General features: G+C 47.5%; 4 protein-coding genes. All 4 read left to right on the top strand.

Features of this window, described 5'->3' with window-relative positions; genetic code table 11:
• The first annotated feature begins 257 nt into the window (after nt 1-257).
• The gene (locus NCI00_RS25295; protein WP_253532320.1) at nt 258-2,798 is read left to right on the top strand and encodes a SprB repeat-containing protein; all 2,541 of its coding nucleotides are present in this window, start codon (nt 258-260) and stop codon (nt 2,796-2,798) included.
• A 122-nt stretch (nt 2,799-2,920) separates the two neighbouring features.
• A complete protein-coding gene (locus NCI00_RS25290) occupies nt 2,921-4,561 on the top strand; it encodes a spermidine synthase (RefSeq protein WP_253532316.1) in 1,641 nt (546 codons plus the stop codon).
• A 46-nt stretch (nt 4,562-4,607) separates the two neighbouring features.
• Entirely contained in the window at nt 4,608-12,530 is a 7,923-nt protein-coding gene (locus NCI00_RS25285; protein WP_253532313.1) for an Ig-like domain-containing protein, read from the top strand.
• A gap of 86 nt (nt 12,531-12,616) precedes the next feature.
• Nucleotides 12,617-14,293, top strand: a 1,677-nt coding sequence (locus NCI00_RS25280; RefSeq protein ID WP_445508847.1) for a CLIPPER-2 domain-containing protein, incomplete at its 3' end; no start/stop codon positions are given.

Raw genomic sequence — 14,293 nt, 5'->3', positions numbered from 1 at the left:
GTTCCAAGGCCGAAAATTAGGCACTTTTACCTTTGCCTTTTTTCCCCTCGTCGGAATAAGCTTCTCCGTGTATTACAAAAAAACAAAACCGGTAAACAGTATAACGATTTGGCTAAATCGTCGGATTAGTTCTTGTTACAGAATGGCTAAGTAGCTCTTAGTTTATCCGAACAAATTTATTCTCAAATTGTATGGTTGTTTTTTACCGCTTCCGTCTCTCTAAATATTTATTGACAACAATCCTCTCTTTGTTGTGTATGCTGACGGGAATATTAAGGTCTTATGCACAGACCGAAACCTTCCCTGCGGGCTCGTACATCATCAACATGGGGATTACCCCGCAAACTCAAGCCAACGCTCTGAGGCCCTACGGGTTGATATACGATTTGTTGAAGAACAACAAAATTCCTGTCAAATGGGTCATCAGCCAAACTAAAGGCATTGACGGTGTGGACTTTACCCACCAAGGAGTTCAGTATAGAGGTGGGACGTTCATCATCTCGGCCCCCTTTCGGGACGCATCGGTAAACGGCAAAATCAGCAGCTATGGCGTCACGGGCGCGACTACGACGAGCCCTTTGACGGTGGACGTAACTTATACGCTCACGTCAGCACCCCGCTGGACGTTGGACGACCAGAATGGAGGAATTGCCCAAGGCTTTTTTAGTCAGGCGGGGATTCCATCTTCAGCTTACAACTTTAAAGACCCTCAATCATTGGGCGGTTGCGACGATATTTTTGTGATGCCCCACGCCGATCCCGTATGGAGTACTCACAGCAATCTGTACAACTGGAACCGTACGCAGTTTGGAGCGATTTGGGCGGGCTGCAAAGCCGTTTCGGAATTGGAGAACATGAACAATGGCAGTTTGCAAACTAACTTTTTGGCCACCAACGTAGGCCCCATTGGCAATGCCTTGGTATTTTCTGGTTCACACAGTGATGGAAGCCCTCCTTACACTCGTCTTAACCCAAGTAGTCCTGCTTCGCAATACATGGGTTCGACAGACGCAGCCCATCCCGGAGGTGCCGAACAAATCTATCTGCCCAAAGCAGGGGGAGGCTGGCGGCCTTCGACCCAAGTTATCGCTTTCGACCCTAGCCAATCCAATGTACCGGGGTTGTCGCCTGGGCCTGCAGCTGTTATTGTTTTCGGCCGTGGTTTTGGCCTGAACACTTCAGGCTGGGTGATGTACGAAGCAGGCCACGACATCAAAAAAGCAGGCGGTACGGCCAGCGTAGCCGCTATTCGTGCCTTTTTTAATTTCAGCCTTTTATCTTCTGTAGATAAAGTACCCTTTATCAGTGTCACAAATGTTCCTGTAACCATGTCAATAGGTGTTGGCTATGCAGTTAGTATGACGGCTACCTCGCCTGTATCTTCCCCGCTTACTTATCAATGGACGAGTAGCTGCGGTGGTACTTTTGCCAATCCCAACGCTGCCAGTACTACATTTACCCCTCCCAATGTGAGTGGTATTACCTCTTGTGTGATTACTGGCACAGTGACCGATGCCTGCGGCAGGCAAACCTTTTCTGCTAAGACTATCACCATTCAACCCTGTAATCAATCGGTCACTTCTGCCGTAACCCCAGTATGCTCGGGTGCTGTTAATACAGGAGTCATTGATATGACTGTTACGGGCGGCACTGCACCATATACCTATACATGGACCCGCGCCGGCGGTGGCTCCGGCTCAGGGGCTGGCACTACTATATCTGGCCTTGCTGTTGGTACCTATACCGTTACGGTTACCTCTTCTAATGGATGTGCCAATACTTTTACCGTTACCGTAGGTACTTATCCTGCCATTGTCATTACGCCTACGCCCGTTGCGGTGGTTTGCAATGGCGGTGCCACGGGGTCCATCAGCCTGTCGGTTTCGGGCGGTACGCCGGGCTATACCTACAATTGGGGCGGAGGCATAACCACCCAAAACCGTAGTGGTTTGTCGGCTGGCAACTACAGCGTAACTGTCACCGACTCCAAGGGGTGTACCGCTACCGCAAACAGCATCAGCGTAACCCAACCCGCAGTAATAGCAGGTATACCAACAGTAACAAATGCACCTTGCTTCGGGCAGTCTTCGGGTTCTATCACACTTGCAGTGAGCGGTGGGACTGCCCCTTATACGTATCAATGGAACGATGGGGCATCCACAAAAGACCGTACGAATATCCCTGCAGGAACGTACAGTGTAACCATTACTGACTCACAAAATTGCACCCAAACAGTAAACAATATTTCAGTTACACAGCCGTCAGCAGCGCTTACCGCTACTTTATCAAAAACAGATCCGAGCTGCGGAGCAATCAACGGGAGTGTTACGGCTTCGGTATCGGGTGGCACCGCCCCCTATTCCTACGACTGGAACGGTACACCAACCGGCGACGGAACCGCTACCATTACTGGTTTGGCCTTAGGCAATTATCAGGTAACGATAACAGATGCCAAAAACTGTACTGTAATTGTTTCCATCACCTTAGTAGCACCTGAAACAATTGTATTGATTACCAATATTACGCCTCCTACTTGTCCACCGGGCTCCAATGCACCTTTGGGTGAAAACGGGGTAATTGACTTGGTGGTGAATGGTGGAACAGCGCCGTTTACCTACAATTGGACAACCCCAAATGGGGCAGGCCTTACGCCAACAACTCAAGACCAATCAGGCCTTTCTGCTGGAACTTATAACGTAACCGTAACAGATGCTGGGGGTTGCACGGCCAGTACTTCAACTACACTTACCGCAATAAATCCTTCACCGGTCAAGCCAGTAACAATAAATAATAACTAACATTTTGAACGGCTCGAATGAGACAAAGGCATTCCAAAAAGAGGTGCCCACAAGGACACCGATGGATTGTCTGCCACCGGGTTTAACTAGGTAGAAAGGAAAAAAATTAAAAAATATTTCTAATGAAAGACAAACTGAATATTAAATCCAGTATTGCACATAAAGATAATGTGCTACCTCCTGGCCAAAGGAATCTATTCTTGATAGTATCTTTTGTGGAGGGGGCAGCTGTTATGATTATAGAGTTACTGGGTGCAAAGATTGTAGCCCCATTTTACGGAACCTCGATGTATGTTTGGGCGTCTGTATTGGGTGTTACGCTCATTGCTCTTTCCAGCGGATATTTTATTGGAGGTAGTGTTTCTAATAAATATAAAGATAAAAGCCCACTCTTTGTTGTACTTGCTGTTGGGGCAATATTAACAATAATTGCCCCCCGAATTGCGCCAACTATCATGATGGCTACAACTGACTTTGGGGTGCGTATCGGCTCACTGATTTCGGTTTCAATCTACTTGTTGCCTCCCATTTTTTGCATGGGGATGGTTTCTCCCATCATCATACAGCTCATTAATCAATCTCAGGAAAATGCTGGGCAAACAGCTGGTACAATCTACGCCATTTCTACAGTCGGGGGCATACTTGCTACGTTTCTTGCGGGGTTTGTGTTAATCCCCGAACTAGGCATTCAAACCACAGCAACTTTTACAGGACTCGTGCTGATAATCATTTCGGCAATCGGTATGTTAAGTCGAAAACAAAAAACGCAAGCCGCTCTCACCTTTGGTCTTTTTGTTCTTTTCGTTCCGTTCGTTTATAGCAAACCTACCAGTGACCCCGCTATCACAATACAGTATCAGTCAAGCGGTATATTGGGAGAGTGGACTGTTGTAGACCACAAAGGTTTTGCACGAGACGGCCGACAAGTTAACACACGGCAGTTGCTGCTTAATGGAGTAGACCAAACTTTTACTAATGTGGGCATCCAGCCATTTTCAGTATGGAGATACCCCCATAAAGTGACGGCTTTGGCGGGGATAAAACCGGCTAAAAGTAAGGCTTTGCTATTGGGAATGGGTGGTGGAAGTATTGCTTATAACTTGATTAAACTGGGTTTTGAACTCGATATTGTGGAATTGGACGAACGGATTCCGTTTATCGCTGAGCAATGGTTTGGATATGACCCAACCTCTTCTAATCTAATCATTGATGACGCACGTCATTACATTCGAAATACAGCTCAGAAATACGATGTAGTCATATTAGATATTGTAAACGGGGAAGTACAGCCCTCCCATATGTTTACCCAAGAAGGCTTAAAGGAGCTAAAGACTGCATTAAATGACGATGCTTTGGTGATTGTGAATTTTCAGGGTCAACTAGATACAGATGACCCTACACTGTCACGTGCTCCTCGTTCGGTTATCAAAACATTTGAATCCATTGGTTACAAAATGTTTGCTGTTAGGAATGAAAGTAAATCAATATCTGCGGATTTACTGATCTACGGAACCCCGGGTACACTAAATATCAAAGAGGCTCTCAGCCAAAACTTAAGATACAATGAGCTGTTATCGAACGATCACTTTTCAGCGGCAGATTATGCCCCAATAACAGGGTATGAATTAGGAGATGTTGATGTGTTGACTGATGACAAACCCAACTTAGAACTACTGAATACTCCAACTGTTCTGAATTGGAGAAAAAATAAGATTGAATACACAGTAAATGGACTCATCAAAAAAGGGGTGCCCATTTACTGATCAACAATAAAGCAGTTTATGTTTTAATCGAATTAAAAAAAATAATATGGAAGCGATATGTACCTACGTAACTAAACAAATAAAAGGTAAGTCTTCGAGGATTTATTGTTATTTGTCGCGTATCACAGTTGTTTTATGCCTGTTTTGGGGCGGTGTAGCGGTTGTCCATGCCCAGACTGCGACCATTCCTTCAACCAAATCAACCCTGGTTTACAAAGGGGCTAATACCAGAAACTACGGCTCATGTCAGGGAATTGGTCCAGATAATGCTTCCAATTACCAGCAAAATGTCCTCCTTGAGTTTGATTTGTCGACTATTCCTGCTGGGGCAACCATCTCCTCAGCATCCCTCAGAATGGTACACGCCCCAAATGGTACAGGATGGGATAACGAGGCAGGTTCAGCGTTCACGTCAATCATCAGAAGGGTTACCACTCCTTGGGTAGAAGGTACAGCCTGTAATGCAGCTCAGTCAGGGTCATCCACTTGGAATAGTCCCGGAACAGGCAGCTGGACTGGAGGAAATTACGCAGCCACCAACTATGGCACACTAACGGCTGGTGCGCCTGATGCTGCGGGTACAGTTTATAATATCACCATTACAACGTTAGTTCAGGAGTGGTACAATGGTACATCTCCGAATAATGGTTTGGGTATAGTACCTGCTAGTCTTGTAGGTGACAAAGAAGAATCATGGTACTACATGTACAGCGACGATGCAGCTGATGCGAATAACCGTCCTCAACTTATTGTAAACTATTCGCTTCCACCAGTAGGTGGAACGGCCAGTAAAACGGATGCCTGTATTGGGGTTGCCAATGGTTCAATAACAGTAACTAACCCAACCGGAGGAAGTGGTACGTACCAATACAGAATTAACTCCGGCGCTTGGCAGAACAGTAATGTATTTAGTGGGCTTACTGCTGGAACCTATACCGTAGAGATACGAGACGCTAATAATATAACGAACCAAACGACGCTCTCCTCCCAAAGCATAGGCAATTTACCCGACTCCGACGGCGATAATATTTCGGACGCGTGCGATTTAGACGATGACAACGACGGCATATTGGACACAGTGGAGGGGTCTGGCAACATAGACGGTGATGGCCTGATTAATTCATTGGATAATGATTCTGACGGAGATGGATGCTTCGATGCCATTGAAGGCGGGGGAGCTTTTACAAGTGTAGATGCCAATGGCCGACTGACCGGAGGAGTAGGTTCAAACGGAGTTCCCACAATTGCGGGTGGCGGTCAAACGGTTGGAGGTAGTCAGGTAGCTACGCGGGTTGTTATTTTGACCAACCCTAGCAATCAATCGGTGGCTGCGGCTGCACCGGCCACCTTCAGTATTTCTGCTCGCGGTGACAACGCCACCTCCTACAGTAGCGGTACGCCCAGCTACGGTACTGCAGGCAACTCCAACGCTGGCTTACTTTACCAATGGTATTTGGGTGACCCTGATGCTGGTGGAACGGCGCTGACAAACACGGGAGTGTATAGCGGAGTAACAACGGCTACGCTCAATATAACAAACAGTACGGGACTATACGGAAGTACTTATTACGTGGTAGTCACGCATAGTTCTAATGATTGCGCTCGATTCAAACGCTCAGCGGCGCTAACGTTGTTTTGTGGCAGTATCACTGCCTCTGTGGTATCACAAACTAATATAAATTGCTTTGGTGGGTCAACCGGTGCTGTAACCGTTGCAGGCTCAAATGGTCTTGCGCCATACACTTACAAATTAGGAAGTGGAGCTTTTGGGGGTTCTGGTACGTTTTCCAACTTAACAGCTGGCACTTATATCATAACTGTTCGTGATAATGGCGGTTGTGAGGAGACCGTTAATTTTACAATTACGCAGCCTTCGGCAGCTTTGGCAGTTAGCCAATCGACCGTACAACCACAATGTTTTGCCGCAGGAAGCATAACCCCTACGGTAACTGGAGGAACAGCCCCTTATATCTATGACTGGGCGGACTTAGCTGGAACCAATAATACCAGTAACCGAACAGGTTTAACTGCTGGTACGTATAATCTGACCGTTATCGACTCGAAGGGCTGTACGGTTTCGAGTGGAAATATTGTTTTGAATACTCCCAGCAATTGCGACCCGATTGATATTTGTCGCAGTAGTGTCGCTGAGGTTTTCTCAGTTGCTCCTAACCCCGCCAATATATCCTACACTTGGACGGTTCCTCCTGGGGCAGTCATAACATCAGGACAAGGTACGCCGGAAATCACGGTTAATTGGACGGGGGTCACGCCTGGAACTTACCAAGTGTGTGTTGTGGCGGTGAATGATTGTAACGAAAGTGCCCAGACCTGCATCGATGTTGATGTAATTCAACCAACCGCGCAGGCTTTTGTTGTACTGCCCGTTTGTAAAGACAGAACCATCAGTTTGCAGGCTACGGGTGGGGTTTCATATTCTTGGACGGGGCCAAGCGGTTTTACGTCATCCAGCCCGAACCCCACCATACTAAATGCCAATGCCGCAACCCACAATGGTACTTACACAGTTGTCGTTACGGATGCTTCGGGCTGTCAGGCTACGGCTACCGTCAACGTTACGGTAGAAGATAACCCAGTCCTGACCACTGCGTCGGTTACGAATGCTACCTGTAACCAATCAAACGGAGCAATTAACATTACAGTGACTGGCGGAACGCCCGCTTATGATTTCGATTGGAATAATGGAGCCACAACCGAAGACCTCACCAATTTGAGCAGCGGTAGCTATACCCTAATTGTCACGGATTCAAAAGGTTGCTTTCAGACTTCAACCGTTGCTGTCATAAGTACAGACGGCCCGGCTGTGACAAACAGCAAGACAGATGTGACATGTAACGGTACAAGCACGGGAACTATAACCCTGACTGTAATAGGCGGTACGGCTCCTTATACCTACTTGTGGGCCGATGGAGCTACTACCAAAGATAGAACGGGATTAGCTGCCGGAACGTACAGTGTAACCGTAACGGATGCCACTGGATGTGTAAGTGCGACAACTGCTACCATAACGCAGCCTGCGGGGATTGTGCTTGATAATGTTAAAACGGATGTTGCTTGCTTCGGAGGTTTAACAGGAAGTATAAACTTAAGCGTATCGGGTGGTAATGCACCTTACAATTACGTATGGACTCGTAACTCAATTCCTTTTTCGGGTAATATCCAAGACCAGTCCTCGATAGGAGCGGGTACTTATCAAGTAACGGTTACCGACGCCAACAACTGTACCGCCACGCAAACCATCGTAATCACTCAGCCAAGTGCGGCTTTAAGCGCAACCCGAGCTATTTCCAATGTAAGTTGTCGAAATGGCACAAATGGTCAAATTATATTGACCGTAATCGGGGGTACAGCTCCTTATACATACGCTTGGACGGGCCCCAATAGCTTCACAGCAACTACAAAAGATATTATTAATCGCCCAGCGGGTACGTACAATGTTACCATTACTGATGCCAAGGGCTGTACGTTCCCATTGGTAAACATGGTGATTACCCAGCCGTCCTCTTTGATTGCGGTAGCTCCTGTTTCCATAACCAATGTGTTGTGTTTTGGGGATGGAAATGGCAGTATAGATGTCAACGCTACTGGCGGTACTCCACCTTATACTTATGGGTGGAACAACGGTGCCACTACCCAAGATATCAGTGGACTAAATCCTGGGAATTATAATGTAGTGGTCACGGATGCCAATGGCTGTTCGGTTACCTCAAACGTATTTACTATTTCTGGGCCCACTGCCCCAATATCTGCGACCATAACGCCTACTGATGCGGATTGTTTTGGTGCATCCACCGGCGAGATTTCTATTACAAACGGTGGCGGCACACCTACTTACACCTATCTGTGGAGTAATGGTTCGACAAGCCAAAACCTGTTTAATTTGCCAGCAGGAGATTATTCGGTGACAGTTACCGATGCAAACTCATGTAAGCAAGTATTCACAACTTCAGTGGGTGAACCTACCCAAATTATCATAACGGGGGCAATCACCAATGCCCTTTGTTCTGGAAGTGCAACTGGCGCTATAACGGTATCAGTAACTGGTGGCTCTTCTCCTTACACCTACAAATGGTTAGATGGGCCGACTTCAAAAGATCGTACCAATTTAATAGCGGGTAACTATACCTTAGAAGTGACAGATAATACTGGATGTAAAGTTTCTAAAACCTTTACCGTCAACAATACCTCTAATCTTTCGCTTTCGTCGATAACTACTTCTATCAGTTGTTTTGGTAACAACAACGGTAGAGTAAACCTCATCGTTACTGGTGGCGTTGCACCCGTTACGTTTAGCTGGTCAAATGGTGCTACTACAGAAGACATTTCGGGCTTGTCAGCAGGGACTTATTCAGTTACTGTTTCGGATGCTATTGGTTGTGTAAAAACATTAACGGCAAGCCCCGTTGTTCAACCTACGCTTTTAACTGCCTCGGCTGCACAAACAAAAAGCGTAAGCTGTAAAGGGGGAAGCGACGGTGAAGCAACCGTTACGGCTAGTGGCGGAACGGCCCCTTACACGTATAATTGGTCCAATGGAGCGATGTCGGCGACCGCTACGGGATTACAGGCCGGCACATATAATGTATTCGTTACAGACGCCAATGGGTGTACGGCTACCGCCTCTGTTGTTATCACTGAGCCTGCAAATGAAATTGAGCTGTTTGCCAACGTCACAAATAACTCTTCGTGCAGTGTCAATAAGGGTTCAATAGATTTAATTATTCAAAATGGTGTTGCTCCATTCTCTTACGTCTGGACTGGCCCAACCGCTATCGGAAACGTCCAAGATCCATCTAACTTAGCACCAGGCACATATAATGTCGTAGTGACTGACGCCCTAGGTTGTAGCAGAAGCATATCTGCTACCGTTGGTAGTGCTCCTGCGCTCACGGTTAGCGTATTAGTTGAAAATCAAAGTTGCCAGGCAATTGATGGTAAGGCATTTTCAGTAGTGACAGGCGGGGTAGGGCCATACACCTACTCATGGTCTCCCGGCGGTATTACAACCAAAGATTTAAGCGGCTTGTCATCAGGGACTTACACAGTAACCGTAACCGATGCCAATAATTGTACAGCCACCGCCTCTGGTACTTTGACTATACCGAATTGCCAGCCGCCAGTAGCCGTTGATGACAACTATACGACTCCTTTCAATACGCCCGTCAGCGGTACGGTCGCCACCAATGATTCTGACCCTGACAATACGTTGGCCGAGTTATCATTTGACCCTTTGGCGGCACCTTTGGTTACTCAAGGGGTTATCGTGTGGGACACGACAGGCAATGGTTCATTTACCTTTACCCCGGCTTTAAATTTTGTAGGGGTTGTTACTATTCCTTACAGAGTTTGTGACCCTACGGGTTTGTGTGATGATGGCTTGTTAACTATCAGAGTAGCCGCACTTCCTCCAGTAGCCACCAACGATTTCAACAATACGCCAATCAACACCCCAGTATCGGGCAACGTGTTGACCAATGACGATGACCCGCAAGGATTACCGTTGACAGTCAACCCAGTTATTCCGGTCATCTGTCCTCCGCAACATGGCACAGTGGTGATGCAGACCAACGGTAACTATGTCTACACCCCAACGACCAACTTCGTAGGAACGGATACCTTCTGCTACATAGTTTGCAGCAGCATAGGCTTGTGCGATACCGCCACAGTAAGGATAGACATCATACCTTTGGTAACAAAGAATAGCGTAGTAGCCAATGACGATGCAACTCAGACCCAAGTAGGTGTACCAGTGAAAGTACGGGTGTTGGGCAATGACTTTGACCCTCAAGGCGACAAGTTTGCTTCGGTGACCAGAATCACTAATCCGACCAACGGTACGGTGGTTTACAACCCATCCGACAGCAGTTTCACTTACACGCCAACGGGTGCATTTGTAGGCAAGGACAGCTTTAAGTATGTATTGTGCGACGTGAAGGGGGCTTGCGACACGGCGACGGTGACGATAGATGTGTTGCCTGTTATAACTGGAAACGACCCGCCAGTGGCCATTGACGATGCCAACGTTACGAAGGTGAATGTACCAGTGAGTGGAACGGTAGCCCCGAACGACAGCGACCCTAACAATGACCCGCTTGTGTTCACCAAACTGACCAACCCGGCCCACGGTACGGTGGTGTTTAACCCCAACGGGACTTATACCTACACGCCGGCGACCAACTACGCAGGTCCTGACCAGTTTATTTACAAAGTCTGCGACAACGGTACGCCTAATCTGTGTGATACCGCCACGGTTTATATCACGATTTTGGTAGCTCCTCCAGTAGCCACCAACGACATCAACAATACGCCAATCAACACCCCAGTATCGGGCAACGTGTTGACCAATGACGACGACCCGCAAGGATTACCGTTGACAGTCAACCCAGTTATTCCGGTCATCTGTCCTCCGCAACATGGCACAGTGGTGATGCAGACCAACGGTAACTATGTCTACACCCCAACGACCAACTTCGTAGGAACGGATACCTTCTGCTACGTAGTTTGCAACAGCGCAGGCTTGTGCGATACGGCCATTGTGACCATTGACATATTGCCTCCAATCACGACCAATAGCGTGGTAGCCAATGACGATGCAACTCAGACCCAAGTAGGTGTACCAGTGAAAATACGGGTGTTGGGCAATGACTTTGACCCTCAAGGCGACAAGTTTGCTTCGGTGACCAGAATCACTAATCCGACCAACGGTACGGTGGTTTACAATCCATCCGACAGCAGCTTCACTTACACGCCAACGGGTGCATTTGTAGGCAAGGACAGCTTCAAGTATGTGTTGTGTGACGTGAAAGGCGCTTGCGACACGGCGACGGTGACGATAGATGTGTTGCCTGTTATAACCGGAAACGACCCGCCAGTGGCCATTGACGATGCCAACGTTACCCAAGTCAATGTACCAGTAAGCGGAACGGTAGCCCCGAACGACAGCGACCCTAACAATGACCCGCTTGTGTTCACCAAACTGACCAATCCGGCCCATGGTACGGTGGTGTTCAACCCCAACGGGACTTATACCTACACGCCGGCGACCAACTACGTAGGGCCTGACCAGTTTATTTACAAAGTCTGCGACAACGGTACGCCTAGTCTGTGTGATACCGCCACGGTCTATATCACGATTTTGCAAGTCAGTAAGGTAACACTCCTGCCAAAAGTTTACTTACAAGGCTCGTTGTTTGGGGTGTTCTCAGGTAATTTGATGCGCGATGATTTGCGGGTGAAAAACCTGATTCCAAGAAAATCACCTTACGCAGCCTTGAATCCGATTACTCCCGCCGATACCATTACTTCAAACACAGTGTTGACAGTCACCGGACAAGATGCCATTGTGGATTGGGTATTTGTAGAACTACGCAGTGCAACAGACTCTACTAAGATTATCGATAGCCGATCAGCGCTTGTACAACGAGATGGCGATATTGTAGATGTAGATGGTACTTCATCTATTGTTTTCACCACCGCAATTCCGGCAAGCTACTTTGTGGTCGTCAAACATCGTAATCACTTGGGTGTCATGACAAAAAATGCCCTTCCATTAACACATATTGGTACAGTGGTCGATTTTAGATTAACAACGACGCCAACCTATGTTTTCTCCAACTCGCCGATTCATCAGTCGCAAGTAAATGTGGCACAAGGGAAGGCACTTTGGGCAGGCAATGCACTTTATGATGACCAAGTAACTTATCAGGGAACGGCCAACGACGTCAATGTTGTCTATCAGCAAGTCATCGGGGCGACTGGTAATGTGATTGGCCTGCCTTTCTTTATTCTTCAGGGTTATTACACAGGGGATATTAATATGGACGGGGAAGTGATTTTCCAAGGTACATCAAACGATATAGAGTACATCTACCAAAACGTCATCAATAACCATCCTGGTAATAGTCTCAAACAAAACTTCTATATCATTCAGCAGCAATTGCCTAAGTAAAATGCAAAACCAATCGTGGAGGAGATAAACCCCTCCTCCACGATAAGAACTAAATGAAAAATCAACTACTTGACAAGTAACTCACGATGAAAAATAAATTACTCTCTTTCACTTGGATTGGACTTGTATGGCTCTTTGCAGTACTTCCGGCAATAGCGCAACTGTCGACAAATCAAGTCAATTATCAATTGACGTATAATTCTACAACACAAATTTACACGGTATGGGTAGTGCCTCAATACTCCACGCCTAACGCTAACAATCCGAATACCAATGAATTTGGAGCCACAGCGCAAGTATCTCTGAAAGTGCCCAAAGACTTTGTCATTCAAAATATTACCGACATCAGGGGTACTTGGGAGAAAAACCCGGTAAAGTTAGGGAGTCAACCAGTATTTACACCTGCCGGTTTAGACCCGAATTATCTCTATTATGTGATTGGGAAAACCTCAACGGAAGCTGACTATGGCCCTTTTAGCAGCGGCACTCCCGTTCCACTTTTCACTTTCCAAGGCAATGCGTGTTTTGGAGCAGTAGGAGTTTTGGCCAAAGCTGACCCTTTTGTGGATGCGGCCAAAACGCTGGCTTCGCTCAATACCGCCTGTAGTTTTTATTCACGCTCTGGACAGGCTACAAGTGGAAACGTAATTCCCTTAGAGCAGTTTGTCGAAAAATTAGGCCCTGACGTAGACTGTAGTGCTCCTTCGATTAAACTGATTAAGAGTATTGCTTCTATCACCGACAACGCACCTATGGGGCGTGGGGTAGGGGATGTCATCAATTATACTTTCACCGTTACTAACACGGGCAACGTTTCGCTTTCTGGGATTGCTTTGACCGACGCTAAACTCAGTTTGACGAACGTACCCGTCAGCCCAAGTACGCTCGCCCCTGGGGCAACGGGCACTGCCACAGCCACTTACACCATCACCCAAGCCGATGTCAATGCGGGCGGAATTGAAAACACCGCCACCGTCACTGGTACGCCTTCAAGTGGACCTGTTTCAACTGTCACCGACGTTTCTGATGCAGGAACCAACAACAACGCTGTGTCCATCGCTAACCCCGATGTTACCGAATCGCCTAAGTTGAACGGTACGACCGATGCTGACCCCACCAACGACCCAACGGTATTGCTGATTACTCCGGCACCTTTGATTAAGTTAATCAAAAGCATTGCCTCCATCACCGACAACGCACCGACAGGTCGCGGAGTGGGCGATGTCATAAACTATACTTTCACCGTTACCAACACGGGGAATGTTACCCTGACAGGCGTGGCTTTAACGGATGCTAAACTCAGTTTGAGCAACGCACCCGTGAGTCCAGCAACTTTATTGCCGGGTGCCACTGGCACCGCCACGGCCACTTACACCATCACCCAAGCCGATGTCAACGCAGGTGGAATTGAAAACACCGCCACTGTTACAGGCACACCGCCAAACTTACCCAACGGTAATCCGGCCACTCCCGTAACGGACATTTCGGATGCAGGTACGGACAACAACGCTGTGGCCATCTCCAATCCCGATGTTACAGAATCGCCAAAACTCAACGGTACGACCGATGCTGACCCCACCAACGACCCAACGGTGTTGGTGATTACTCTGGCACCCCAAGTACGCTTAGTGAAACTGGCGGCGGTGGGCGGTAGTGGTGCGGTTGGTGATGTGATAACTTATACTTTCACCGTGACCAACACGGGCAACGTGACGCTGACGAATCTTTCGATTGATGATGCGAAATTGAGTCTGACGGACTTG

The sequence above is a fragment of the Runella salmonicolor genome (assembly GCF_024158025.1).
GTDB lineage: Bacteria > Bacteroidota > Bacteroidia > Cytophagales > Spirosomataceae > Runella > Runella salmonicolor.
Note: the sequence above shows the minus strand (reverse complement) of the source record. Positions and strands in the feature narration are given on the sequence as shown.